The sequence below is a fragment of the Rathayibacter sp. AY1F6 genome (genome assembly GCF_002932035.1).
Lineage (GTDB): Bacteria > Actinomycetota > Actinomycetes > Actinomycetales > Microbacteriaceae > Rathayibacter.
In genome coordinates, this window is sequence record NZ_PSVD01000033.1 from 1 (window position 1) to 25365 (window position 25365).

Consider the following 25365-nt stretch of genomic DNA (forward strand, 5'->3'; position numbering starts at 1 on the left):
CGAGCACCCCCTGCCCTCGTCCCCCGCCGACGCGGCCCGGCCCCGTCGTCCTGCCCCGCGAGGCGCGACCCGCCCCGCCACGGCTTCGACCACGCAGCGGGCCGTCGAGCAGCCCTCCACGTGTGAGGAGCGGTCGCGCACATCCGTCGAGGTCGAGAGGACGTTCCGCCCTCGAGGCGAACGCGGGAAACGCGTGTCAGCGTTTCCCGCTAGCCGGTCGCGACCCGCTCTCCGAATCGCGACCACCGGTGAAGCCGACCGCGGTGAGGAGAGCGCAAGCGCTCTCCTCACAATTCAGAACAGATCCGGCGACGGCGTCGACGCGTAGCGGATGGCGACGTCGGCGTGGCGGTCGAAGCGGTAGCCGACTCCGCGGACGGTGCGCACGATCTCCTCGTAGCGGCCGAGCTTGGCGCGGAGGCGGCGGACGTGGACGTCGATGGTGCGCTCGTTCGGCGCGTCGTCGTCCGCGGCGCCCCAGAGCGAGGCGATGAGCTCGGTGCGATCAATGGTGCGGCCCTCGCGGAGCACGAGGTACTGGAGGAGCTCGAACTCCTTGTAGGTGAGGGGGGTGGTCTCCTCGTCGAGGATGACGCGCTTGCGGGAGATGTCGATGACGACGCCGCCGGGTGCACGGTCGGGATCGGGCTCGGCGTCGGAGCGGCGCTTGGCGACGGCGGCCGGGTCCTGCAGCGCGAGGCGGACCACGTCCACGTCGCGGCCTCCGGCGCCCTGCGGGGCGAGGGCGACGGAGGCGTAGGTCTCGGCGTCGGGGGCGAGCTGCGCCGTGACGCGCTTGAGCTCCTCGACCAGGCGGCCGAGGTCGACTCCGGCGGCACGGGCCTTGGCCTCGTCGATGCCGACGTAGAGGGCGAAGCCGCGGGCCTCGGTGCCCTGGGGGACGGCGCGGAGGCGGGGCGCTGCGGGCGCGGCGTCGGCGACCGGCTGGAGGCGGGGCGCCTCGGTGGGGGTGGTGGCGGTGGCGGTGCGGGTGTGGAGGAGGGTCATGACGAGTCCTTGGCTGGTCGGATCCGGGACGAGTGTCCGAGGGGGCGGATCCGGGTGTGCGCGATCGAGCCGGCCCGCGGTGCGCGGTGGCGGCAGAGTCGGATGCGGGGCATCCAGGGGATCGTCCGCGCCTCGGACGCTCAGCCGATCGTGACGATCAGCGGGCGGAGGCGGTGCGGGGATCCGGCGAGGTCAGTTCCTCATGCACACATTCGACAGCACATGACGGGGCCACCGGCCATCATCATGCCGGCATTCCCGGTGGCCTCGAGGGAGGTCGGGGCGTGCAGGGTGTCAGTCATGTCCGTCAGTAAAGCGGAGGCCGGTGCACGGCGTCAACACTTCCGTGGGGATGGACGGCGCGTCGGGGGTGGTTCGGGTGCTCGGGAGAAGGCGCGCGCCGTGATTGGGGACCTCGATGCGCCCGCTGCGCGGGCTGCTCGATCCGCAGGACGGGCTTTGCCGGACGGTCGCGGTGGGGGCTGTCGAGACCCTCGCTGCGCCGGCCGACCGGCACGGCTCAGCGGGGCTCCCTGTTCCGGGGTGCGACGCGAGGCCCGCTCGTCCGGGTGCCGGCGGGCTCAGCCCGCGAGGCCGTAGAGGCGGTCGCCCGCGTCGCCGAGGCCGGGGACGATGTAGCCGAGCTCGTTGAGCTTCTCGTCGAGGGAGCCGAGGACGATGGTCACGTCGCGGTCGCCGAAGGCCTTCTCGACGGCGGCCAGGCCCTCGGGGGCGGCGAGCAGGCAGACGGCGGTGACGTCGACCGCTCCCCGGTCGAAGAGGAACTGGATGGCCGCGACGAGCGAGCCGCCGGTCGCGAGCATCGGGTCGAGGACGAAGCACTGGCGGTTCGACAGGTCGTCGGGCAGGCGCTCCGCGTACGTGGTCGGCTCGAGCGTCTCCTCGTTGCGCGCCATGCCCAGGAAGCCGACCTCGGCGGTCGGGATGAGCTTGACCATGCCCTCGAGCATCCCGAGGCCGGCCCGAAGGATCGGGACGACCAGCGGCTGCGGGTCGCTGAGCGCGAGGCCGGTGGTCTGCGTCACGGGGGTCTCGATGGTGACGGTGCGGGTGCGGACGCCGCGGGTGGCCTCGTAGGCGAGGAGCGTCATCAGCTCCTCGGCGAGCTGCCGGAAGGTGGGGGAGGGGGTGCGCTTGTCACGCAGCACGGTGAGCTTGTGGGTGATCAGCGGGTGGTCGGCTACGTGGACGCGCATAAGCTCAATCTACTGGCCGGAGCGGCGCCCCACCGGCCGCAGCGGGCCGCCGCAGGAGGGGGAGCGATGCGCGACAGCGATCTCCGCGTCCCCCGCCGCTCCGAGGAGTGGATGGGCCTGGCGCTCGACGAGGCGCGGCGGGCCGCGGGCTGGGGCGACGTCCCCGTGGGCGCGGTGGTCCTCGACTCGGAGGGTGCGGTGCTCGGGCTCGGGCGCAACGAGCGCGAGCTGCGGCGGGATCCGACGGCGCACGCCGAGGTGGTCGCGATCCGCGCGGCGGCCGAGGCCCGCGGCGACTGGCATCTCGAGGGCTGCACGCTGGTGGTCACGCTCGAGCCGTGCGTGCTCTGCGCCGGAGCGATCCTGGCGGCGCGGATCGACCGCGTCGTCTTCGGCGCGTGGGACGAGAAGGCGGGCGCCTCCGGATCCGTGCACGACCTCCTCCGCGACCGCCGGCACAACCACGTGGTCGAGGTGTACCCCGGGGTCCGCGCCGCGGAGTGCTCGCGGCTCCTGCTCGACTTCTTCGCCGACCGCCGCTGACGCCGACCGCCGCTGACGCCGACCGCCGCTGACGCCGAGCGCCGCTGACGCCGAGCGCCGCCGAACCCCTCAGCTCGGAGCGCCCAGCCACTCCGTCAGCGCGAGCCGCGTCACCGCGTGCATCCGCTCGAAGCGCTCCGCCGCGACGTCCTCGGCGAGCACGGCGGCGTCGTAGCCCGCCGCTCCCGCCCACTCCCCGTCGCCCTCGAGCCACTGCGCAGCCATCGTGCCGGTCAGCTCGGGGTGGAACTGCACGCCGAGGAGCCAGTCCTCCACGGCGAACGCCTGCACCTCGCCCGCCGGCGACGACGCCAGCAGCGCTGCTCCGCTCGGCAGCGCGAAGGTGTCGCCGTGCCACTGCATCACGTCGACGCCGGCGAGGTGCCGGAGCGGGGAGCCGGCGCCCTCCTCCGTGAGCACGACCGGGCGGAAGCCGACCTCGCGGGCCGATCCGGGATGGACGGACTCGCCCAGGGCGGTCGCGATCAGCTGCGCTCCAAAGCAGACGCCGAGCGTGGGACGGCGGTGGTGCATCCGGTCCTGCAGGAGCGCGATCTCGGGGCTGATGAAGGGGTGCCGCGAGGTCTCGTAGACGCCGGCGCTGGAGCCGAGCGTGACGACGAGGTCGGGGGCGAGGATGTCGATCGCGTCGAGGTCCGTCCCTGCGACGGCGTCGACGGCGAACCCCCGCTCGGTCAGCATCGGCTCGAGCGCGCCGAGCCCGGCACCGCGCTCGTTGACGATCGCCAGGGCCCGGCGCATCTCAGGCGCTCCCGTGCGGCGCGGCCGGCGGGGAGGCGGCGGGCGGAGCGGCGGCGGCCGGAGCGGCCGCGGCGGCCGTCCCTTCCGCCTCCGTCACGGCCGGACGGGCCGCCACCGATCCCGCGCGTCCGCGGTCGACGTCGGGCTCGAGGTAGATCGTGGTGGCGGTGGGGACGGCCTCGCGGATCCGCTTCTCCGCGGCGTCGATCCCGGCGGCCACGTGCTCGAGGGTCTCGGCGGCCGGGAAGGCGAGCTTCGCGGCCACGAGGATCTCGTCCGGTCCGAGGTAGAGGGTGCGCATGTGGATGACGCGCTCGACGTCGCGACCGGCCTCGAGCGCGGCGCGGATCGAGGCGGCGTCGGCGGGAGTCGCCCCCTCGCCGACCAGCAGGCTCTTCGTCTCGACGCCCAGCACGATCGCCACCACGATCAGCAGGGTGCCGATCATGATCGTTCCGATCGCGTCGTAGACCGAGTCGCCGGTGATCACGGTCAGCCCGACTCCGAGCAGCGCGAACGTCAGACCGGTGAGCGCGGCGACGTCCTCGAGGAGCACGACCGGCAGCTCCGGCGCCTTCGCCCGGCGGATGAACTGCAACCAGGACTGCGAGCCGCGGACCCGGTTCGACTCCTTCACTCCGGTGCGCAGCGAGTAGCCCTCGAGGCAGATCGAGATCACGAGGACCAGGATCGGCAGCCAGGCGTTCTCGAGCTCGTGCGGCTCGGCGATCTTCTCGATGCCCTCGTAGAGCGAGAAGACGCCGCCGACGGAGAACAGGATGATCGACACCACGAAGGCGTAGACGTAGCGCTCCCGTCCGTAGCCGAACGGGTGCTCCTCGTCGGCGGCCTTCCGCGACTTGCGGCCGCCGAGCAGCAGGAGCAGCTGATTGCCGGAGTCGGCGAGCGAGTGCACGCCCTCGGCGAGCATGGAGGCGGATCCGGAGAAGAACCAGGCGACGAACTTCGTCAGGGCGATGCCGAGGTTGGCCGCGAGCGCCGCGATGATCGCGGTGCCGCCTCCGGATGCGCTCACGTGGTCTCCTCGGGCTCGCCGCTGGATGGTCGGGCCATCCTACGAGGCGCCGGACCGCACCCGGACCCCCTTGCCGCGGGCTCTTCGTAGGATGAGCGGCGTGACCGATGCGCCCGTCCTGCTCCCGTCCATCGCCGTCCTCGGCCTCGGCTCGATGGGGGGTGCGATCCTCCAGGGCCTGCTGGCTCCCGGCGTGCGCGTCGAGGGGGGCGTGCGGGTGACCAACCGCGACTCCGCGAAGGCCGCCGCGTGGGACGGCCACCCGGTGGTCACCGCCTTCGCCACCGCGGACGACCCGGAGGCCAACCGGCGTGCGGTCGAGGGCGCGGCGATCGTGCTCGTGGCCGTCAAGCCGCACATGGTGCCGGACCTGCTCGACGAGATCGCCGACGCGCTCGCCCCGGGCGCGGTCGTCGTCTCCGTCGCCGCCGGCGTGACCGCGGCCACGTTCGAGCGGCACCTGCCCGCGTCCGTCGCCGTGCTCCGCTCGATGCCGAACACTCCCGCGGTCGTGGGCCGCGCCGTCACCGGCCTCAGCGCGGGCACGCGGTCCGGCGACGAGGACCTGGCGCTCGTGCGCCGCCTGTTCGAGACGGTCGGCGAGGTGGTCGAGGTGCCGGAGTCGCAGCTCGACGCGCTCTCGACGATCTCCGGCTCGGGGCCCGCCTACGTGTTCCTGCTGATCGAGGAGCTCATCGCGGCCGCTGTCGCGAAGGGCTTCACCCCGGAGCAGGCGTCGACGATGGTGGTCGGCACGTTCCGCGGCGCGGCCGAGCTGCTCGCGGACTCCGGCGAGGAGCCGGCGGAGCTGCGCCGGCGGGTCACGAGCCCGAAGGGCACCACCGAGCGGGCCGTCGCGGTCCTGCAGGAGGCCGACCTCGCCGCTCTCTTCACGCGGGCGACCGACGCCGCGCTGGCCCGCGCCCGCGAGCTCGCCGCCTCCTGACTCCGCCCTCCTCTCCGCGAGACGCCGCTCGGGTACGCGACACCCCGGAGCGGGCGTACCGGAGCGGCATCCCGCAGAGGAGGAGGAGGGAGGGGGCGCGGGTCAGGAGCCGAGGGCCGCGAAGCGCTCGATGTCGCTGGGGGTGCCGCTGACCACGATGAGGTCGTGGTTCGAGACGACGGTCTGCTCGGTCGCGTAGGTGAAGGGCTTGCCCGGGCTCTTGACGCCGACGACGGTCACGCGGTGCTTGCGGCGCACGCCCGACTCCGTGAGCGTCAGCCCCCGGATCGGCTTGGGCGGGTACATCTTCGCGAGCACGAAGTCGTCGTCGAACTCGATGAAGTCGAGCATGCGGCCCGAGACCAGGTGCGCGACGCGCTCGCCCGCCTCCGCCTCGGGGTAGATCACGTGGTTCGCGCCGATCCGCTCGAGGATCTTGCCGTGCGAGCGCGAGATCGCCTTCGCCCAGATCTGCGGGATCTTGAGGTCGACGAGGTTCGCAGTGATCAGCACGGACGCCTCGATGGAGGAGCCGACCGCGACGACGGCGACCTGGAAGTCCTGCGCGCCGATCTGCGCGAGGGCGTCGAGCGAGCGGGCGTCGGCCTGCACCGCGTGGGTGACCCGCTCCGACCACTTCTGCACGAGACCGGCGTCGGCGTCGATGGCGAGGACCTCGCGGTCGAGGCGGTCGAGCTGGCCGGCCGTGGCGGCTCCGAAGCGCCCGAGGCCGATCACCAGCACCGGGGCGTCGTACCTGATGCGGTCAACCAACGATGGGCCTCTCTTCCGGTCGTCTGAACAACTGCCTCCGCTGGCTCGCGGCGAGCGCGGCGGCGAGAGTCACGGTACCAACGCGGCCCATGAACATCGTCAGCGCCAGGATGTAGACCCCGGACGGCGGCAGCTCCGCGGTGAGCCCCGTCGAGAGCCCGGAGGTCGCGAAGGCCGAGATCACGTCGAAGAGCACGTGGTCGAGCGAGGCCTTGGTGATGTGCAGGATCAGGACGCTCGACACGGCGACCGTCGTCGCGCCCCACAGCACGACCGAGACGGCCAGGCGGAGGACGTCGTTCGGGATCCGGCGGCCGAACGCCTCCATGTCGTTGTTGCCTCGGGCCTCGGCGAAGGCGGCCAGGAACAGGATCGCGAGGGTCGTGACCTTGATCCCGCCGGCCGTGGAGGCCGATCCTCCGCCGATGAACATCAGCATGTCCGTCACGAGCAGGCTCGAGCCGTTGAGGTCGGGGACCGAGATCGTCGAGAAGCCGCCCGACCGCGTCATCGTCGAGAGGAAGAAGGACTGGAAGACGGTATCTCCCGCATCGAGGCTGCCGAAGGTCCTCGGATTGTCGAACTCGAGCACGATGTAGAGGACGGCCCCGGCGACGAGCAGGATCACGGAGGTGACCAGCGTCAGCTTCACGTGCACCGACCACTTGCGCGGGCGCCGCCAGCCGCGGGAGAAGGCGTAGATGACGGGGAAGCCGATCGAGCCGAGGAAGACGCCGAGCATCAGGATGCCGAGGAACCAGTAGTCGTCCTCGAACGGGGTGAGTCCCGCGGCGTTCGGGGCGAAGCCGGTGTTCGTGAACGCCATCGCGGAGTAGTAGAAGGAGTGCCAGACGGCCTCGCCGATCGGGATCCCGTCGATCAGCATCCGCGGGAACAGCAGGAGCGCGACGATGATCTCGATCGCGGCGGCGCTGATCGCGACGGTGGCGAGCAGCCCGCCGATCTCGCCCAGGCGCACGGCCTGGCCCTCGGCGACGGGGCCGGAGTGGATCCGCAGAGGGTTCGAGTCGCTGGCGACCATGAGCTTCGCCCGGAGCCCGAGGCGGCGCGAGATCGCCAGGCCCATGATCGAGGCGAGCGTCAGCACTCCCAGAGCGCCGATGTTCACGCCGACGAAGATGATCGAGTGGCCGAACGCCGACCAGTGCGTCGCCATGTCGACCGTCGCGAGGCCGGTCACGCAGATCACCGACATCGCGGTGAAGAAGGCGTCGTGCAGCGGCGTGACGGTGCCCGTGGTGCTCGACACCGGCAGCGAGAACAGCAGGGTGAACACGAGCACGAGCGCCGAGAAGATGAGGATCGCGAAGCGGGACGGCGAGCGTCCGGCGAAGTCGTCGATGAGGTCGCGGGCCCGCTCGAAACCCGACCAGGGGGAGACGGGCGAGACGCCCACGGGGCTGCGGAACTGCTGCCGAACCACCACGGCGGATCCTCCACTCGATCGCGGCCATGCTACCCGCTCGGTGCCGGGCCCCCGGGGCGCTGACTAGCCTGGGCGCATGGCTGACATCTTCGGGGTGATCGCGGACGGGACCCGCCGGGACATCCTCGCCCTGCTGCTCGAGCAGCGGCGGGACGGCTCGGCCGAGGGCATGAGCGTGTCGCGGATCGTGGCGCGCCTCGAGCTGAGCCAGCCGACCGTCTCCAAGCACCTCAAGGTGCTGCGCGAGACCGGCCTCGTCACGGTGCGCGAGAGCGGACAGCACCGCTTCTACGCGCTCGAGTACGCGCCGCTGGCGGAGGTCGAGGACTGGCTGCTGCCCTTCCTCGCCGAGGACGAGGCGGCCGGCGCCCTGCTCGACGCTCCGACCGCGGCCCGGGCGGAGTCGCTGGGCCGGGCGCTCGCCGAGCGCACCCACCAGGTCAGCACCGTGGTGCAGGACATCCAGCGGGGCGTCAGCGAGGGAGCGACGAAGGTGGCGGAGGCGCTGCGCATCCGCAAGTGAGGGGCGCCGAGGAGCCGGAAACGGTGGAGCCCCGGGTCGTGTAAGCTCGCGGGAGCCAGTTTTTCGTAAGCGGCCGCCCGTCGGGCGGTCGACCCCCTGAACGTTGTGAGGTCTTCGTGGGTTCTGTCATCAAGAAGCGTCGCAAGCGTATGGCGAAGAAGAAGCACCGCAAGCTGCTTCGCAAGACTCGCCACCAGCGTCGCAACAAGAAGTAGGCTCGCGCCTCTTCCCACTCGAGCGTCCGCCCTTCCGGGGTCGGGCGCTCGTCTGCGTTCACGGATCATCCCGGCGGCGCTCGCCGTCTCGGCGCCCGTCGCCGGGGCCGCCGTACACTGACCGCATGGTGGACGTGGAGCTGACGCTCGTGGGCAAGCCGGGCTGTCATCTCTGCGACGACGCGCGGACCGTGGTCGAGCAGGTGGTCGCCGATCTGGGCGGCGAGGCGTCGGTCGCCGTCTCGGAGGTGTCGATCCTCGACGATCCCGAGCTGCACGAGCGCTTCGTCGAGGAGATCCCGGTGGTGCTGATCGACGGGCGCGTGCACACCTTCTGGCGGGTCGATCCCGCGCGGCTCCGGCGGGCCCTCCTCGATCGCGGGTGAGCTTCGACCGGGCCGTCCGGACGGAAGCACGACCGCGACGTCCCTCTGACGGGGGACGGGACGGCTCGCGAAAGCTCGCCTCTCGCCCTTACCCTCGTGAGGGGGGAGTGCGCTCCTCCGTGCGCGGACGCAGATCGTCGCCCGTGGAGGAAGGAACCGCCATGCCGTCATCCCGCCGACTCGCCCTGCCCGCCGCCGCTCTCGCGGCGCTCGTGCTCGGCCTGGCCCTCCCCGGAGCGGCCGTCGCGGCCCCCTCCGCCTCGACGGTCTCGACCACGGTCGAGCAGCCGGCCGCGACGACCATCCCCGGCGTGCCGGAGGATCCCGAGCAGCCGGGCGACGGCGGCTCCGACCCCGTTCCCGGCGTCCCCGAGGAGCCGTCCGTTCCCGGAGTGCCCGAGGAGCCGGCAGAACCCGAGCAGCCCGCTCCCGTCGACCCCGCGCCCGTGGACCCCGCGCCGGTCGATCCGGCACCGGTCGACCCCGCGCCCCAGCAGCCGAGCCAGCCCTCCACCGGCGGTGGATCCACCGGCGGCGGCTCGACCGGCGGCGGCTCGACCGGCGGCGGCTCGACCGGCGGCGGCTCGACCGGCGGCGGCTCGACCGGCGGCGGCCAGCAGGGCGGCTCCGGCGGCGGTCAGCCCTCCACCGGCGGCGGATCGTCCTCCGGCGGCTCCGGCTCCGGCGGCGGCACCACCGGCGGAGCGACGTCCGGCGGCACCTCCGGCGGCGGCACCACAACCGGCACCACCACGTCCGGCACCGCCGGCTCCTCCGGTGCGGGCGCCGTCACTCCGGCGGCGTCGGCCCCCGGACGCACCGAGCTCGGCACCTCGACCGAGGGCGCGAAGCCGGCGGCCGGTGCCGCGACCGCGGACGTCTTCCTCACCCGCGAGCTCGCCGTGCAGCCGGAGGCGCTCACCGTCGAGCTCGCCCGCTTCTACGGCGTCGGCTTCTCGTACACCGGCTTCGCGAGCGGCGAGGCCGTCTCCGCGGTCCTCCGCGACCCGAACGGCACCAAGACCCCGCTGACCCTCGAGGCGGGGAGCGGCACAGCGACCGTGCCGACCGCGCTGATCACCAAGTCGGGCGCCTTCACGGTCGACCTCACGGGCGACCAGGGCTCCGCCGCCAAGGTCGTCTTCCGGCTCGCGCCCTCCACCGGCAACGGCCTCCTGCTCGAGCCGCGCGAGCTCGGCGACGGCAGCACCGAGGCGCCCCGCGGCGCCGTCTGGGGCTTCGACGCCGACGAGGAGGTCGCCGTGGGCGCCTTCGAGACCTCCGGGTCCCGCGCCGACCTGGCCGCCGGCGACGTCGCCGTGCAGTCCGACTCCATCGGCTGGGCCGAGCTGGCGCTGGGCGACGCGGTCATCGCCGACCCCGACCCCTCCGTCTACTGCGTCGTCGCCTTCGGCCGCGAGTCGCACCGCACGGCAGCCGTGACCGTCTCCTACCGTGACAGCGACACCACGGCCGCACCGTGGGAGGCGCAGCAGGTCTGCGGCACCGCGATCAGCGCCGCGCGCACCGCCTTCCTCAGCACGGCCGCCTCGGCGGGACCGGCCGGCATCACGCCGACCACCGCGCTGATGATCGGCGGCGGCGCGGTCGCCGCGTCGCTCGTCGCCTGCGCGGCCGTCCTGGTCGTGATGCGCCGCCGGCGCATGAACACGGACCTCTTCATCGGCGGACCGCTGCCGCGCACGCAGAGCGACTGACGCGTCCCGAGGACGAGGGAAGGCCCGGGGACGCGATCCCGCGGGCCTTCCCTCGTCCTCTCCCGGCGCTCAGCCGGCCGCGGTGAAGCGGAGGAGGATCGTCCGCGCCTCCGGCCGCAGCTGGAAGTCGGGCCACACGTCCGGACCGCACGCGCGGGAGCCCAGGCCGTGCTGGGCGGCGTCGATCACGAGGACCGCGCGCTCCGACTCCGGCAGCTCGTGCGGGTGCGCGGCGGCCGTGATCTCCTGCGGCGTGTGCCGCGCCAGGGTGAAGCCGGGAAGGCGCCCGTGCAGGTCGCGCGCGGCTTCGATGCGGAGCCGGGGCGAGCCCGCCTCCGTCAGCGTCAGCTCGCGCACGCTGCTGCGGTGACCGCTCTCCTGCGGGCGGGCGTACGGAGTCGTCAGCCGGTCCATCTCCGCCGTGAAGCGCCCCACCCGCGCGGCCCGGAGGCTGTCGGGGTAGGACTCGAGTGGGCCGGTGCCGAACCACTCCGCGCCGTCGATCGACGCGGGCAGGTCGATCCGGATGCCCAGCCGCGGCCAGACGGAGTCCCAGCCCCGGGTCGGCACGAGGTCGACGCGGAGGACCGTGCTCTCCCCGTCGACGCTCCAGCGCTCCTCCATCAGGAGTCCCGCATCGAGGTCCGCGGCCGAGAAGCGGGTCACGCGGCGGAGCCCGGCGGAGGCGTCCACCTCCTGCACGCGGCCGACCAGGCGGTCGAGTCCGGCCTCGCGCCAGCGGGCGGCGGAGGAGGGGGCCGGCGTCCCGCGGCCGTCGCCGTCGTACGGGTCGCCGGAGACGTAGCCGGGGAAGCCCGCGCCCTCGTCGTTGTCGGTCGGGGCGCGCCAGAGCTCGGCGCGCGGTCCGTCGACGGGCAGGCCGGCGAGGGAGGCGAGCCGGCCGTCGCGGAACCGCGCGACTCCGAGCGCGCCGCCCTCGAGGGGCGGAGCGGCGCGGACGGCGCGGGACCACGCGGGCACCGCCGACGGCGCGGCGAGGAGGTGCTGACCGGTGGAGAGCACGTGGCCCTCCTCCGCCCAGGCGGTCGGGGCGTCGAGGACCGCGTCGACGGTGAGCCAGGTCTCGCCGCCGGGGCGCACGTCGAGCGGGGGGAGCTCCACGTGCACGGCGTCGCCGGCCGCGACCACCGGGGCGTCGAGCACTCCCTCTGCGGTGACCCGCCCGTCCCGCTCGACCCGCCACGCGAAGCGCAGATCGGCGGTGGAGGCGTCGTGCCGGCGGTTCTCGATGACGACGCCGTCGCCGCGGACCGTGAGGCGCACCGGAGCGACGATCTGCTTCCACTCGAAGAGGCCCGGGCTGGGCGTGCCGTCGGAGAGCACCATGCCGTCCATCACGAAGTTGCCGTCGTGCACCACCTCGCCGAAGTCGCCGCCGTACGCGTAGTACTCGACGCCCTCCGGCGTGCGCGCCCGCAGGCCGTGGTCGCGCCACTCCCAGACGAAGCCGCCGTGCAGCCGCGGGAAGCGGTCGACGAGGTCCTCGTACTGGTCGATCGCTCCCGGGCCGTTGCCCATCGCGTGCACGTACTCGCAGAGCAGGAAGGGCTTGGAGCGCTGCCGAGCGGACTCGCCGGGGGAGCAGCCGAGCAGCGGAGTGAGCGAGCCGTCGGTGCCGATCCGCTCGGTCTCGGGGATCGAGGAGTACATCCGCGAGTACACGTCGGTGTACGCGCCGGTGTAGTCGCCCTCGTAGTGGACGGGGCGCTCGGGGTCGCGGCCGTGCACCCAGGCGGACATCGCGGCGAGGTTCGCGCCGGTGCCCGCCTCGTTGCCGAGGGACCAGAGCACGATGCTCGGGTGGTTCTTGTCGCGCTCGACGGTCCGCTCGATGCGGTCGAGGTAGGCCTCTCGCCAGGCGGGGTCGTCGCTGGGGTTGCCCGCCCAGCCGACCCGCTCGAAGCCGTGGGTCTCGAGATCGCACTCGAGGACCACCCAGAAGCCGAGCTCGTCGGCGAGGTCGAGCAGACGGGGATGCGGCGGGTAGTGGCTGGTGCGGATGGCGTTCACGTTGAAGCGCTTCATCATCGCGAGGTCCTCGCGGGCGGAGTCCTCGTCGAACGCTCGACCGCGGTCGGGGTGCGTCTCGTGGCGGTTGACTCCATGGAAGACGACGCGCTCGCCGTTGACCAGGAAGCGGTCGCCGCGGATCTCGACCGTGCGGAAGCCGAGCCGCAGCGAGACCGTCTCGCCGGCGGAGGCGAGCGTCGCGTCGTAGAGGCGCGGAGCCTCCGCCGACCACGGCTCGACCTCGGGGACCTCGATCGCGGCGATCTCCTCCGCCGAGGCCCAGACCGTCTCGATCCCGAGCCCGGGCACGCGCAGCGTCAGCGGGAACGCGTCGGCCGCGGCGGTCACCTCCGCCTCGATGCGGCCCGAGCCGCCGGCGAAGGAGGAGCGCAGCCACACGTCCTCGATCCCGCCGACGGGGCGCGCGAGCAGGTGCACCGAGCGGAAGATCCCCGGCAGCCACCACTGGTCCTGGTCCTCCACGTAGCTCGAGGCCGACCACTGGTGCACACGGACCACGACGAGGTTCTCGCCCGGGCGGACGACGCCGGTGACGTCGAACTCCTGCGCGAGCCGGCTGCCGGACCCGATGCCGATCTCGACGCCGTTGACCCACACGCGGTACCGCGACTCGACGCCGTCGAAGCGCAGGACGACCGCCTCGGCGGAGTCCCACTCCTCCGGGACCGCGACGGTGCGGCGGTAGTCGCCCGTCGGGTTCGCGTCCGGAACGAACGGCGGCTCGGTCGGGAACGGGAACTGCACGTTCGTGTAGGCCGGCAGTCCGTAGCGCCCGTCGCCCTGCAGCACCCAGTGCGAGGGCACCGGCATCAGGTCCCAGCCGGAGTCGTCGAACGACTCGTCCCCGACGGCGTCCACGCCCTCGCCCTCCGGCAGCACGCCGGCGCCGTCCGGGGTCCCCGGAGCGGCGGGGAGCAGGCGGAAGCGCCACTCCCCGTCCAGCGGGAGCGCCGGGGCGTCGGTGTGCAGCCACGAGCGGGGGGCCCGGCGGCGGCCGGAGCCCGGTCCGGTGTCCGTCAGGTAGTGGGAGGTCGTCGGGGGAGTCGTCACTTCACGGAGCCTTCCGTCAGGCCGCCGCGCCAGAAGCGCTGCAGCACGATCATGGCGATGGCGAGCGGGATGATCGACAGCAGGACGCCGCCGGTCGTCAGCTCGTAGAACTCGGGCAGGCGGTCGACCTGTCCGAGCCAGTTGTTCAGTCCCAGTGTGATCGGGAACAGGTTCGTGTCCGAGAGCATCACCAGGGGCAGGAAGTAGTTGTTCCAGATCCCGACCAGCTGGAAGAGGAACACGGTGACCAGCGCGGGAGTCAGGATGCGCAGCCCGAGCGTGTGGAAGATCCGCAGCTCCCCGGCGCCGTCGATGCGCGCCGCCTCGATGATCGCGGTGTCCACGGTCGCCTGAGCGTAGATCCGGCAGAGGAACAGCCCGAACGGCGAGACGAGCGAGGGGATCAGCACGCTCCAGTAGGTGTTCGCGATGCCCATCTGGCTGAAGAGCAGGAACAGCGGCAGAGCGGTCGCGGTGCCCGGCACCAGGACGCCCGCGAGGATCGTCCCGAACACGAGCCTGCTGCCGCGGAACTCGTACTTGGCCAGCGCGTAGCCGCCCGCCGCGGCGAGGTAGGTCGCGAGCAGGGCGCCCACTCCGGCGTAGAGGACGGAGTTGAGGAACCAGCGGACGAAGATGCCGTCGCCGTAGGTCAGCACCTGCGTCAGGTTGTCCCAGAGCGCGAACGTCGGGGCGAACCAGAAGCCGTAGGTGGCGAAGAGGTCCTCGGTCGTCTTGGTCGCCGCGACGACGACCCAGTAGACGGGGATGAGGAAGTAGACCGCCACGACGACGAGGATCGCGGTGACGATGATGGTCGAGGCGCGGTTGCGGCCGGCCGAGCGGTCGGGCCCGCGTCCGGCCTTCACGGGGCGGTCGGCGGTGACGACTCCGGTGGTCGTGGTCGGCGGGGTCTCGGTGCGGCTCATGACGACCTCCTGTTCGAGATCGAGAGGAACGTGAAGGAGAGCAGGAACGCGACCAGCGCGATCAGGACGGCCTGGGCGGCGGCGACGTTGTAGTCGTTGTAGGCGAAGGCCGTGGTGTACGCGCTGAGGTTCGGCGTGTACTGGCTGTCGATCGCCGGAGCGACCGTCTTCAGCACCTGCGCCTCGGCGAACAGCTGGAGCGTTCCGATGATCGAGAAGATCGTCGTCAGCACAAGCGCGGGGCGGATGAGCGGCAGCTGGATGCTGCGGGCGACACGCCAGGTGGAGGCGCCGTCGACCTTCGCCGCCTCGTAGAGCTCGACCGGGATCGCCTTGAGCTGGGCGACGATGATCAGCATGTTGTAGCCGGTGTAGCTCCAGAGCGAGATGTTCGCGATCGACCAGAGCACCGTGTCCGCACCGAGGAAGTCGGGCTGGAGCCCGACCACGTTCGCCGCGTCGATGAGCGGGCTGAGGCCGGGCACGTAGAGGAACGACCACAGGATCGTCGCGATGACTCCGGGCACTCCGTAGGGGAGGAAGTAGGCCGCCCGGAAGAAGCCGGGGAACTTCGCCGACGCCGACTCGAGCATCAGCGCGAGGACGGTGCAGAGGGCGATCATCACCGGCACCTGGACGATGCCGAAGAGGAACATCCGCCCGATGGAGGCGATGAAGTTGCCGTCGGCGAGGGCCTGCGCGTAGTTGTCGAAGCCCGCGAACCCGCTGGTGACCCCGGCCTCGCCGAAGAGGCCGGAGCGCGTCACCTTCGTGAAGCTGGAGCCGACGGCGACGACGATCGGGACGATGAACGTGAGGACGAACAGGGCCAGGAAGGGTCCGAGGAGGATCCACGGGGCGCGGGCGACCGCGCGGCTGCGCCGGGGCGCGCCCGGCGTCCGCGTGGTGGCCGCGACCGCGGCGGCGGCGGGGGAGGTCGTGGTGGTCATGCGGAGGCCCTCCTGATGCTCAGGCCCTTGTTCTCGAAGACCGTGATGATCTGCTGCTCCGCCTCGGCGACCGCGTCCACGAGCGAGAGCCCGGACGCCTTCTTCCGGAAGCCGTCGCTGAGGATGTTGAAGGACTGCTGCGTGACGGGCCACCAGGACCAGTCCGGGTTCTGCTCCTTCGATGCGGGCACGAGGACGTCCTCGTTGTAGTTCTGCCCGCTGAAGAAGTCGCTCGGACCTTTGCGGGCCGTGCCGATCTCGCCGACCGCGGGAGACCAGCCGATGCCGCTGTTGGCGATCATCGCGTCGATGCCCTCCTGCGTGGTGGTCATCCAGACGGCGAACTCGATCGCCTCCTCCGGGTGCTTGCTGCTCGAGAACACCGCCGCGGTCGATCCGCCGAGGAAGCTCGAGCCGAAGCCGGTGTCGCCCCAGACGGGCATGGGAGCCGCGCGCCACTTGCCCGCGCCTCCGCTGACCCCCTCGATCAGGGCGTCGCCCCAGCTGCCGGTGGCGCAGGAGGCGATGCCGCCCTTCGCCGCGGCCGCGAACCACGCGGGGGAGTAGGCGCCGTAGCCGGTCTGCACCAGGTCCTGGTCGATGGCCGTGTCGAAGAAGGAGGCGACGCGCGTCGTGGCGTCGTCGGTCATGTCGATGACCCAGCCGTCCTCCTCCGGGCGCAGCCACTGCGCACCGGCCTGCGTCGCGAACGCGGCGAAGACCGAGGCGTCGGCGAGGGGGAAGCAGTCGATGTAGGAGCCGGCTCCGCGCAGCTCCGTCGCCACCGCTGCCCAGTCGTCCCAGGTCGTCGGCGGCTCCGCACCCACCTTCCCGAACACCTCGGGCTGGTAGAAGAGCGCCATCGGGCCGCTGTCCTGCGGGATGCCGTAGACGCCGCCGGTGTAGCTGACCTGGCCCCAGAGCGTGGGGTCGTACAGGTCGCGATACTGCTCGACGCCGTACCGGGTGAGGTCGACGAGGCCGTTGACGAGCATGAACTCGGGGACGGAGCGGATCTCGACCTGGCCGAGATCGGGCCCGCCGCCCGCGGCGAGGGCCGAGTAGAGCTTCTGGTACCCGCCCGCGTTGCCGCCGGGAATCCAGACGGCTTCGACCTGGATCTCGGGGTGCGAGGCGTTCCAGACGTCGCAGACCTTCTGCAGGTCCTTCAGCCAGCCCCAGTACTGCAGGCGGACCGGGCCGGTGGCCGGGGCGATCGTCGGCGCCGTGTTGACCGAGACGGTGCCCGGTGTCGCGCAGGCCGTCAGGCTCCCGAGTGCCGCGGTGCCGAGACCGGCGGCGATGAGCTGTCTCCGGGTGAACGGATGCATCTTCCCTCACTTCGTCGTGGTGGAGAGCCGGGGAGTCTCACCCGGCGATGATCGGGACGCTACCACGAATTCGAGTAGGTACTCGAAATTGGCGGCACTGCTCCTCCGCCGCCGCTACGCTGGCCGTTCGAGGGGCACGGCGAGGCGCCTCCAGTGCTAAGGAGGGGTCGATGGCGGAGGCGACGAGGCGACGCGGCCCGTACGCGAAGTCGGCCGAGCGCCGCCGCGCCATCATCGAGGCCGCCCACCAGGTCTTCGCCGCGCGGGGCTACGCCCGCGGCTCCCTCCAGGAGGTCGCCGACCGCGTCGGGCTCAGCCAGACGAGCCTCCTGCACTACTTCCCGTCGAAGACCGACCTGCTCTTCGCGGTCCTCGAGCACCGCGACCTGATCACGGGCGACGGTTCCTCGCCGCCGGACCCGGAGGAGGGGCTGGTCGCCGGCATCCTGCGGCAGACCCGCTACAACGAGACGGCGCCCGGAGTGATCGAGCTGTACGCCGTGCTCTGCGGCGAGTCGACGACGCAGGAGCACCCGGGGCGCGACTTCTTCGCCGCGCGGTTCCGCCGCCTCCGCAGCGAGTACACGGCCGAGCTGCGCGAGCTCCAGGCCGCCGGGCGCCTCCGCGAGGGGTCCGATCCGGAGCGGGTGGCGGCGTCGATCATCGCGCTCTGGGACGGCGTGCAGCTGCAGTGGCTGCTCGAGCGCGACGCGGTGGACATGGTGGCGTGCCTGGCCGACTACCTCGACCTCGTGGTGCTGCCGGCTCCCTAGCCGCCGGCGCGAGGGAACCCCGGCCCGTCGAGGGGACCCGCCGTCCGCGGCGGTCTCGATGGTCCGGGGTTCCCGCGACCGTGGTGCGCGCCTAGGGCAGCAGGCGGGTCGGGCCGCGGAACAGGTAGGTGACCTCGCGGAGGTTCGCCTGGTTCAGCATCAGCATGATCACGCGCGAGAGGCCCATGCCGAAGCCGCCGTGCGGCGGGACGCCGTAGCGGAAGAAGTCGAGGTAGAACTCGAGTTCCTCCGGGTCCAGGCCCTTCTCGCGGGCCTGCTCGACGAGGACGTCGACGCGGTGCTCGCGCTGCGCTCCGGTCGAGATCTCGACGCCGTTGTAGATGAGGTCGTAGCTGTTGGTGATCGTCCCGTCGCCCTCGCGGCGCATGTGGTAGAACGGCCGGATGCTCGACGCGTAGTCGGTGAGGAACACGAAGTCGTGCCCGAACTCCTCCTGCACGTAGGCCGCGATGCGGCGCTCGCCCTCGGGGTCCATGTCGTCGTCGGCGCGGGGCACCTCGTAGCCGCGCTCGGCGACGATGCGCTTGGCCTCGGCGAGCGGGATGCGCGGGAACGGCGTGGTCGGGACGGTCAGGTCGATGTCGAAGAGCGCCTTGACCTCGGCGCCGTGCTTCTCGACGACGGCGGTGAGGCCGGCGACCATCAGCTGCTCGTGCAGCTCCATGACGTCCTCGTGCGAGTCGATCCAGGAGACCTCGGCGTCGACGCTCGTGAACTCGGTCGCGTGACGCGAGGTGAAGCTGGGGTCGGCGCGGAAGGCGGGGCCGACCTCGAAGACCTTGCCGAAGCCTGCGGGCTGCGCCATCTGCTTGAAGAACTGGGGGCTCTGCGCCAGGTAGGCCTTCGTCTCGAAGTACTCGACCTCGAAGAGCTCGGCCCGCGACTCCGAGGCGCTCGCCATGAGCTTCGGGGTGTGGATCTCGATGAAGTCGTGCTCGATCCAGTACGTGCGCAGCGCGTGCTCGAACGTGGTCTGAACACGGGCGATGAGGTTCTGCTCAGGACGGCGCAGGTCGAGGAAGCGCCAGTCCATGCGCTTGTCGATGCCGGAGTCGGGCGCGATCGGCGCCTCCGGGATCGATGCCGCGACGACCTCGAGCGTCTCGAGCTTGACCTCGATGCCGCCCAGCTTCACGCGCTCGTCGTGCTTGAGCGCGCCGGTGACGGTGATGAAGGAGCCCTGGGCGAGGCCGGAGATCTCCTCGGTGATCGCGAGGCGCGCAGCCGACGCGTCGTCGCCCTCGACGGCTTCGCGCACGGCCGGGTTCACCAGCTGCACGGCACCCGACTCGTCGCGCAGGACGACGAACTGCACCTTCTTCTGGTCACGCACGGTCTCGACCCAGCCGGACACGCGGACGGGTCCGTCCTCGAGCGCGGCGAGCTTCTTGACAGTGGTTCGGGGGAGGCGGGTCTCGTCGGTCACGGTAGGGGAGTCTACTCGGGGGCCGCCGGGCGGCGACGGGTAGCGTCGGAGCATGAGCACCGCACTGATCACCGGCGCGTCCTCCGGCATCGGCCTCGCCTTCGCCCGGGCGTTCGCGCGCCGCGGCTGGAGCCTCGTCCTCGTCGCCCGCAGCGAGCAGCGCCTCCAGGAGGCGGCGGCCGGACTGCGCGGCCTCGGCGCCGCGGCGGTCGAGGTCCTGCCCGCGGACCTCGGCGACCGCGAGCAGGTCGAGCGCGTGCGCGCGCGGCTCGTCGATCCGGCTCGTCCGGTCCGCGTCCTCGTCAACAACGCCGGCTTCGGGATCGACGGGACCTTCGCCGAGCCGGACGTCGCCGCCCAGGACCACGCCTTCGAGGTGATGGTGCGCTCGGTCGCCGTGCTCTCGGGTGCGGCGGCCGAGGCGATGACCGCCCGCGGCCGCGGCGCGATCCTCACGGTGTCGAGCGTCGCGGGCTTCGTGCACCTCGGCCCCTACTCCGCGGTGAAGGCGTGGGCGACCGCCTTCGCGCAGTCGCTGGCCGTCGAGCTGCGCGGCACCGGCGTCCGCTCGGCCGCGCTCTGCCCGGGCTGGGTGCGCACCGAGTTCCACGAGCGGGCGGCGATGGACACCTCCTCCATCCCCTCCTTCCTCTGGCTCGACGCGGACGCGGTGGTGGAGGAGTTCCTCCGCGACGTCGCGCGCGGCTCCGTCGTCTCGGTGCCGTCGCTGCGCTTCGGGGTCCCGATGGCCGTGGTGCGGCACCTGCCCGGACCGCTCGTGCGGCGGCTGTCGGCGGCGGTCTCGACGCGCCGCTGAGGCTCCGCTCAGGTCCGGCTCAGGCGACCCTTTCCCGGCGTTCCCCCACGCCGCGTTCCGTACACTTGACGCTCGTGGTTGCCGATCAGATCCATCTCGTGCGGCACGGCGAGGTGTTCAACCCCGACCGGGTCCTCTACGGACGACTCCCGAACTTCCGGCTCTCGGATCTGGGCCACCGCATGGCCCGCTCCGCCGCCGACGACCTGCTCGAGCGCCGGCGCCACGTCACGGCGCTGATCGCGTCGCCGCTCCAGCGCACGCAGGAGTCCGCGCAGCCGATCTCGCAGGCGTTCGAGCTCGAGATCCGCACCGATGAGCGGGTGATCGAGCCGAGCAACCGCTTCGAGGGGAAGTCCCTCGCCGCGCGCAGCTCCGCCCTGCGGAACCCCAAGCACTGGCCGTGGCTCCGCAATCCCTTCGAGCCCAGCTGGGGCGAGCCGTACCTCTCCATCTCGGCGCGGATGTACGCGGCGATCGAGTCGGCGTGGCAAAGCACCGAGGAGGGCGACGCCGCGATCGTCAGCCACCAGCTCCCCATCTGGACGGTCCACCGCGCCCTCGCCGGAGAGCGCCTCTTCCACGATCCGCGCAAGCGCCGCTGCGCCCTCTCGAGCATCACGACCCTCGAGCGGCGCGGGGACGGCTTCGTCGAGGTCGGCTACTCCGACCCGGCCGCCGGCCTGCAGGGCCTGGCCACCGACGTGGGAGCGGTCTGATGCGCCGGACGGGGCGGCTCCGCGCAGCGGGCGTCCTCGCGCTGGCCGCCGCGCTCGCGCTGACGGGCTGCTCCGAGGATCCGCTCGCCGACCAGTACCGCAACGGCAGCAACAAGGGCTACATCTCGGGGGACGGCACCGTCACCGAGATCGCCGCCGCCGACCGGGACGACCCCATCGTCTTCTCCGGCACCGACGAGATCGGCGCCACCATCGACTCCGCCGACCTCGCCGGGCAGGTCGTCGTCGTCAACTTCTGGTACGCCAGCTGCGCCCCGTGCCGCGCCGAGGCCGCGGACCTCGAGACGGTGAACACGGAGTTCGCCGACAAGGGCGTGTCGTTCGTCGGCGTCAACGTGCGCGACCAGGCCCCCACCGCAGCCGCCTTCGCCGAGACCTTCGGGCTCGGCTACCCCTCCATCGTCGACACCGACTCGTCGGTGCAGCTCGCCTTCACCGGCACCGTCCCGCCGAACGCCGTGCCCACGACGCTCGTCCTCGACAGGGAGGGGCGCGTCGCGTCGCGCATCCTCGGCCAGCTCCAGGAGGCGTCGATCCTCTCGACCCTCGTGAGCGACACGCTCGCCGAGGGGGAGTAGCGGCGTGGGCGACATCGTCGTCAGCGGTCAGCTCCTGCTGGCCGTGCCGATCGCGCTCCTGGCCGGGCTCGTGTCTTTCGCGTCGCCCTGCGTGCTCCCGCTGGTGCCCGGCTACCTCGCCTACGTCGGCGGATTCACCGACGCCGACGAGCGGGCGGCCCGCGGACGCCGCCGGGTCGTGCTGGGCGTCCTCCTCTTCGTGCTCGGATTCTCGCTGGTGTTCGTCCTCTACGGTGCGGCGGCGGGCACGGTCGGCTTCTGGCTGCGCCAGTACACCGACCTGATCACCCGCGTCCTCGGGCTCGTCGTGATCGCGATGGGGCTCGTCTTCATCGGGCAGTTCTCGTTCCTCCAGCGCACGCTCCGACCCGGGATCCGTCCCGCCACCGGGCTGATCGGAGCGCCGCTGCTCGGCATCGTCTTCGGCGTCGGCTGGACGCCCTGCCTCGGCCCGACGCTGAGCTCGATCCTCGCCCTCAGCTACGGCGTGGGCTCGCCCTGGCGCGGCGCCCTCCTCGCCCTGGTCTACTGCCTCGGACTCGGCATCCCCTTCCTCCTCGTCGCCTTCGGCTTCAGCTGGGTGACCAGCACGCTCGCCTTCGTGAAGCGCCACATCCGCGTGGTCAACATCCTCGGCGGCGCCGCCCTCGTCCTGATCGGAGTCCTGATGGTCACGGGCATCTGGAACACCCTCGTCTACGGATCCCTCTCGGCGGTGATCGATGGCTTCCAGCCGGCGATCTGAGCCCGAGGAGAGCACGCGCCGCCCCGACGAGGCCGCGCAGCGGAGGACGGACGCCTCCTTCCGCCCCGCCGACCACTACGACTCCGACGGCACCGTCACGCAGCCGGCGCTCGGGTTCACCGGCTGGCTCCGGTGGATGTGGCGCCAGCTCACCAGCATGCGCACGGCGCTGTTCCTTCTGCTGCTGCTGGCGATCGCGGCGGTCCCCGGATCGCTCGTGCCGCAGCGCTCCTCCGACCCCAACGGCGTGACCCAGTACTTCGTCGACAACCCCGACCTCGCGCCCCTGCTCGACAAGGTGCAGGCGTTCGACACCTACACCTCCGCCTGGTTCTCGAGCATCTACCTGCTGCTGTTCATCTCCCTGATCGGCTGCATCGTCCCGCGCACGCGCCACCACTTCCAGGCGATGCAGTCGCGGCCGCCGCGCACCCCCGCGCGCCTGCAGCGCCTCGCCGGCTACACCGTCCGCGAGGTCGAGGGCGCGACAGAGGAGGAGGCCGTCGCCTCCGCCCACTCCGTCCTGCGCCGGGCGGGCTACCGCGTCGAGCGCTACGACGACCCGCGCGGCCGCTGGTCGAGCGTCTCGGCCGAGCGCGGCTACCTCCGCGAGACCGGCAACCTGGTCTTCCACTCCGCCCTGGTCGGCATCCTCGTCGCCGTCGGAGTGGGCGGCGGGTTCGGCTACAGCGGGCAGCGCGTGCTGGTCGAGGGCTCCCAGGGGTTCGCGAACAACCTCGCGGCCTACGACTCCTTCAACCCCGGCCGCTTCTTCGACAGCAGCCAGCTCGACCCGTACCAGCTGACCCTCGACAGCCTCGACGTGAAGTACGAGGAGCAGAACCAGTCGGCGCTCGGCCAGCCCGTCGACTTCACCGCGAACGTCACGACCTCCGAGCGCGGCGGGGGCACCGAGGACCGCACGATCAAGGTCAACGACCCGCTGGCGATCGGCGGCACGAACGTCTACCTCCTCGGCAACGGCTACGCCCCGACGATCACGGTCCGCGACCCCTCCGGCCGGGCGATCTTCACCGACTCGGTGCCTTTCCTCCCGCAGGACGCGAACCTGACCTCCGTCGGCGTCGTCAAGGTGCCGGACGGGCTCTCCGAGCAGCTGGGCCTCACCGGCTTCTTCTACCCGACGCAGGACACGCTGGCCTCCGGGGCGTCGACCTCGATCTTCCCCGACCTGCAGTACCCCGTGCTCTCGCTGAACGTCTTCGCGGGCGACCTCGGCCTCGACGGGGGAGTGCCCACATCCGTCTACGTGCTCAACACCGACTCGCTGACCCGGCTCACCGGCGGCACCACCGGCGTCGCGCCGATCACCCTCAAGCCCGGCGACACGGCCGAGCTCCCGAACGGGCTCGGCAGCGTGACCTTCGACAACACGGGCGCCGACCCGACGCGGATCGGCACCGACAGCGTCAAGCGCTTCGCCTCGTTCGACATCCACCACGACGCGACCCAGGGCTGGGTGCTGCTCTTCGCGATCCTCGTGCTCGCCGGACTCCTCACCTCGCTGTTCGTCCCGCGGCGCCGCGTGTGGGTGAAGGCGACCGCCCAGCACGACGGCGGCCTCCTCCTCGAGTACGCGGGACTCGCCCGCGGCGAGGACCCCCAGCTGGTGCGCGCCGTGCGGACGATCGCCGACCGGCACGCCCCGCTCGACTGACCCGCCTCCCGGACGCCCCGGAGGCCCCTCCACAGGCGCCGCCCGGCTGGGCAGGGGCCGAGTCTGTGCAAGCGCGAAGGGGCGGGCGGGGCGGCGAGCGATTACCCTGAGGAGGTGATCGCGACCCTCTCGCAGTACTCGGTGCTGTGCCTCTCCTCCGCCATGGGCATCTACGCCATGGCGTTCGTCTTCTTCGCGATCGACCTCGCCCGCCGCGCCTCCCTGGCCGACGGCGAGTCGATCGAGGTCGTACAGGAGGCGGAGCGCGTCGCCTCCGCGGCCGCCGCCGACCGCGCGGCCAGCGGCAAGGCCACCGTCGCCGCCGCAGGCTCCGGACGCACCGCGACGCTCTCCCGCATCGGCAGCCGCGTCGAGGACGAGGTCTACCGCGCCCCCGCCCGCTCGAAGACCATGCGCATCGGGTTCTCGCTCACGCTCCTCGGCTTCGTGCTCCACCTCGCCGCGACCGTCCTCCGCGGCGTCGCCGCCGGCCGCGTCCCCTGGGCGAACATGTACGAGTTCTCGATGACCGGGACGCTCATCATCATCGGCGTCTTCCTCGCCGTCCAGCTGCGCTGGGACCTCCGCTTCCTCGGAGCGTTCATCACCGGCCTCGTCCTGGTGCTCCTCGGCATCGCGACCGTCAACTACTACGTCGCCGTCGTCCCGCTCCCGCCGGCACTCCAGTCCTACTGGCTGGTCATCCACGTGCTCGTCGCGATCCTCGGCACCGCGTTCTTCGCCCTCGGCTTCGCGCTCTCGGTCACCCAGCTCCTCCAGGCCCGCCGCGAATCCTCCGGCGACAGCCCCCGCTCGGTCCTCCGCTTCCTGCGCACCCTGCCCAGCTCCCTCACCCTCGAGAACCTCGCCTACCGCGTCACGATCCTCGGCTTCATCCTCTGGACCTTCACGCTCATCGCCGGCGCCGTCTGGGCCGAGAAGGCCTGGGGCCGCTACTGGGGCTGGGACACCAAGGAGGTCTGGACCTTCATCATCTGGACCATCTACGCCGGCTACATCCACGCCCGCGCCACCCGCGGCTGGCGCGGCACCCCCTCCGCCTGGCTCGCCATCGTCGGCTTCGCCGCCGTCATGTTCAACTTCGGCGTCGTCAACGTGTTCTTCAAGGGACTCCACGCCTACTCCGGCCTCGACACCGGCATGTGATCGGCGGGGCCTGGCGGGGCCGCTCGCGGCGTTGTCGGCGACGAACGTAGCGCCGCTACGCCCGACGCCTCCGCCTTGCGATCGACCCCACCAGGCCCCGCCGACCGCCCACCGGGACACGCTTTGAGGACGGCTCCGCTTCGCGGTCGCCGCGGGGGGCCTCCGCGTCGCGGTCGGGTCTGGCCGGGCTCCGCTTCGCGGTCGGGTCCGGGTGGGCTCCGCTTCGCGGTCGGGTCCGGGTGGGCTCCGCTTCGCGGTCGGGTCCGGGTGGGCTCCGCTTCGCGGTCGGGTCCGGGTGAGCTGCGCTTCGCGGGAGGCCCTCGGAAACGGCGGTCGACGGAACATGCTGATCGGGTAGCGCGCGCATTGCGCGCATCGAGATCCCATGGCGCGAACGCGGGGAGCGGGCCGGTCGAGTTGCCGCAGACGGAAGCGCTGGGGGCGGTGCCTGCTGGTCGAGTAGTGCGCGGAGCGGGCGTGTCGCGCGCAGGGGGCACGGGCGGGCTGCGGGCGGATCCGTGCCTGTCGGGTGG

The 25365-nt window shown here is 72.2% G+C and carries 24 protein-coding genes; 13 read left to right on the forward strand and 11 right to left on the reverse strand.

Annotated features, from left to right (window positions below):
* Positions 1-294: 294 nt before the first annotated feature.
* Together C5C44_RS15975 and upp are read right to left on the reverse strand one after the other, a co-directional pair.
* On the reverse strand, positions 295-1008 hold the full coding sequence (locus C5C44_RS15975) for a winged helix-turn-helix domain-containing protein (RefSeq protein ID WP_104336191.1): 714 nt from the start codon (positions 1006-1008) through the stop codon (positions 295-297).
* A 581-nt stretch (positions 1009-1589) separates the two neighbouring features.
* Entirely contained in the window at positions 1590-2225 is a 636-nt protein-coding gene (upp, locus tag C5C44_RS15980) for a uracil phosphoribosyltransferase (RefSeq protein ID WP_104224850.1), read from the reverse strand.
* Positions 2226-2291: 66 nt separating this feature from the next.
* On the opposite strand from upp, the gene C5C44_RS15985 reads away from it, so the two are divergent.
* The gene (locus C5C44_RS15985) at positions 2292-2768 is read left to right on the forward strand and encodes a nucleoside deaminase (protein WP_219812140.1); all 477 of its coding nucleotides are present in this window, start codon (positions 2292-2294) and stop codon (positions 2766-2768) included.
* 69 nt (positions 2769-2837) lie between these two features.
* Here the strand turns inward: C5C44_RS15985 and C5C44_RS15990 are convergent, their stop codons facing one another.
* Both C5C44_RS15990 and C5C44_RS15995 read right to left on the reverse strand, forming a co-directional pair.
* Positions 2838-3530, reverse strand: a complete 693-nt coding sequence (locus tag C5C44_RS15990; RefSeq protein WP_104327786.1) for a gamma-glutamyl-gamma-aminobutyrate hydrolase family protein — start codon at positions 3528-3530, stop codon at positions 2838-2840.
* A gap of 1 nt (position 3531) precedes the next feature.
* Complete coding sequence (locus C5C44_RS15995; protein ID WP_104327785.1) at positions 3532-4566, reverse strand: cation diffusion facilitator family transporter; 1035 nt, start codon at positions 4564-4566, stop codon at positions 3532-3534.
* Positions 4567-4657: 91 nt separating this feature from the next.
* Between C5C44_RS15995 and proC the strand changes: the two genes are divergently transcribed.
* Complete coding sequence (gene proC, locus C5C44_RS16000; RefSeq protein WP_104233429.1) at positions 4658-5512, forward strand: pyrroline-5-carboxylate reductase; 855 nt, start codon at positions 4658-4660, stop codon at positions 5510-5512.
* Between the two features lie 102 nt (positions 5513-5614).
* On the opposite strand, the gene C5C44_RS16005 is transcribed toward proC, so the two are convergent.
* Positions 5615-6286: a TrkA family potassium uptake protein gene (locus C5C44_RS16005; protein ID WP_068255410.1), complete on the reverse strand. Its 672-nt coding sequence runs from the start codon at positions 6284-6286 to the stop codon at positions 5615-5617.
* Complete coding sequence (locus C5C44_RS16010; protein WP_244229642.1) at positions 6279-7649, reverse strand: TrkH family potassium uptake protein; 1371 nt, start codon at positions 7647-7649, stop codon at positions 6279-6281. The genes C5C44_RS16005 and C5C44_RS16010 overlap by 8 nt, the downstream gene beginning before the upstream one ends.
* Positions 7650-7809: 160 nt before the next feature.
* Between C5C44_RS16010 and C5C44_RS16015 the strand changes: the two genes are divergently transcribed.
* From C5C44_RS16015 to C5C44_RS17155, 4 genes are all read left to right on the forward strand, one after another.
* A complete protein-coding gene (locus C5C44_RS16015; RefSeq protein ID WP_104224854.1) occupies positions 7810-8256 on the forward strand; it encodes a helix-turn-helix transcriptional regulator in 447 nt (148 codons plus the stop codon).
* A gap of 116 nt (positions 8257-8372) precedes the next feature.
* The gene (locus C5C44_RS16020; protein WP_003792170.1) at positions 8373-8471 is read left to right on the forward strand and encodes a 30S ribosomal protein bS22; all 99 of its coding nucleotides are present in this window, start codon (positions 8373-8375) and stop codon (positions 8469-8471) included.
* A gap of 125 nt (positions 8472-8596) precedes the next feature.
* On the forward strand, positions 8597-8857 hold the full coding sequence (locus C5C44_RS16025; RefSeq protein ID WP_104224855.1) for a glutaredoxin family protein: 261 nt from the start codon (positions 8597-8599) through the stop codon (positions 8855-8857).
* A gap of 161 nt (positions 8858-9018) precedes the next feature.
* Positions 9019-10575 (forward strand): hypothetical protein, encoded by a 1557-nt coding sequence (locus tag C5C44_RS17155; protein WP_181132891.1) that lies wholly within the window; start codon positions 9019-9021, stop codon positions 10573-10575.
* A gap of 69 nt (positions 10576-10644) precedes the next feature.
* Here the strand turns inward: C5C44_RS17155 and C5C44_RS16035 are convergent, their stop codons facing one another.
* The 4 genes from C5C44_RS16035 to C5C44_RS16050 are packed head-to-tail and all read right to left on the reverse strand — an operon-like array spanning position 10645 to position 16887.
* The gene (locus C5C44_RS16035) at positions 10645-13677 is read right to left on the reverse strand and encodes a glycoside hydrolase family 2 TIM barrel-domain containing protein (protein ID WP_219827860.1); all 3033 of its coding nucleotides are present in this window, start codon (positions 13675-13677) and stop codon (positions 10645-10647) included.
* Entirely contained in the window at positions 13674-14606 is a 933-nt protein-coding gene (locus C5C44_RS16040; RefSeq protein WP_104225919.1) for a carbohydrate ABC transporter permease, read from the reverse strand. Before C5C44_RS16040 ends, C5C44_RS16035 begins: the two co-directional genes overlap by 4 nt.
* The gene (locus C5C44_RS16045; RefSeq protein WP_104225918.1) at positions 14603-15556 is read right to left on the reverse strand and encodes a carbohydrate ABC transporter permease; all 954 of its coding nucleotides are present in this window, start codon (positions 15554-15556) and stop codon (positions 14603-14605) included. Before C5C44_RS16045 ends, C5C44_RS16040 begins: the two co-directional genes overlap by 4 nt.
* Positions 15553-16887 (reverse strand): ABC transporter substrate-binding protein, encoded by a 1335-nt coding sequence (locus tag C5C44_RS16050; RefSeq protein WP_104224859.1) that lies wholly within the window; start codon positions 16885-16887, stop codon positions 15553-15555. The genes C5C44_RS16045 and C5C44_RS16050 overlap by 4 nt, the downstream gene beginning before the upstream one ends.
* Before the next feature lie 170 nt (positions 16888-17057).
* Between C5C44_RS16050 and C5C44_RS16055 the strand changes: the two genes are divergently transcribed.
* Positions 17058-17660 (forward strand): TetR/AcrR family transcriptional regulator, encoded by a 603-nt coding sequence (locus C5C44_RS16055; protein ID WP_244230513.1) that lies wholly within the window; start codon positions 17058-17060, stop codon positions 17658-17660.
* 91 nt (positions 17661-17751) lie between these two features.
* Here C5C44_RS16055 and aspS read toward each other — a convergent pair whose 3' ends face one another.
* Positions 17752-19107: an aspartate--tRNA(Asn) ligase gene (gene aspS, locus C5C44_RS16060; protein WP_244229585.1), complete on the reverse strand. Its 1356-nt coding sequence runs from the start codon at positions 19105-19107 to the stop codon at positions 17752-17754.
* 52 nt (positions 19108-19159) lie between these two features.
* Here aspS and C5C44_RS16065 point away from each other — a divergent pair, with 52 nt between their 5' ends.
* From C5C44_RS16065 to ccsB, 6 genes are all read left to right on the forward strand, one after another.
* Positions 19160-19924 carry an SDR family oxidoreductase gene (locus C5C44_RS16065; protein WP_104336193.1) on the forward strand — a complete coding sequence of 255 codons (765 nt, stop codon included), beginning with the start codon at positions 19160-19162 and terminating at the stop codon, positions 19922-19924.
* A gap of 74 nt (positions 19925-19998) precedes the next feature.
* Positions 19999-20643: a histidine phosphatase family protein gene (locus C5C44_RS16070; RefSeq protein ID WP_104336194.1), complete on the forward strand. Its 645-nt coding sequence runs from the start codon at positions 19999-20001 to the stop codon at positions 20641-20643.
* On the forward strand, positions 20643-21242 hold the full coding sequence (locus C5C44_RS16075; protein WP_104336195.1) for a TlpA disulfide reductase family protein: 600 nt from the start codon (positions 20643-20645) through the stop codon (positions 21240-21242). The genes C5C44_RS16070 and C5C44_RS16075 overlap by 1 nt, the downstream gene beginning before the upstream one ends.
* Positions 21243-21246: 4 nt before the next feature.
* Positions 21247-21987: a cytochrome c biogenesis CcdA family protein gene (locus tag C5C44_RS16080; protein ID WP_244230512.1), complete on the forward strand. Its 741-nt coding sequence runs from the start codon at positions 21247-21249 to the stop codon at positions 21985-21987.
* Entirely contained in the window at positions 21965-23665 is a 1701-nt protein-coding gene (locus C5C44_RS16085; protein ID WP_104336196.1) for a cytochrome c biogenesis protein ResB, read from the forward strand. The genes C5C44_RS16080 and C5C44_RS16085 overlap by 23 nt, the downstream gene beginning before the upstream one ends.
* A gap of 162 nt (positions 23666-23827) precedes the next feature.
* Positions 23828-24832, forward strand: a complete 1005-nt coding sequence (gene ccsB / locus C5C44_RS16090) for a c-type cytochrome biogenesis protein CcsB (RefSeq protein ID WP_104249832.1) — start codon at positions 23828-23830, stop codon at positions 24830-24832.
* Positions 24833-25365 lie beyond the last annotated feature (533 nt).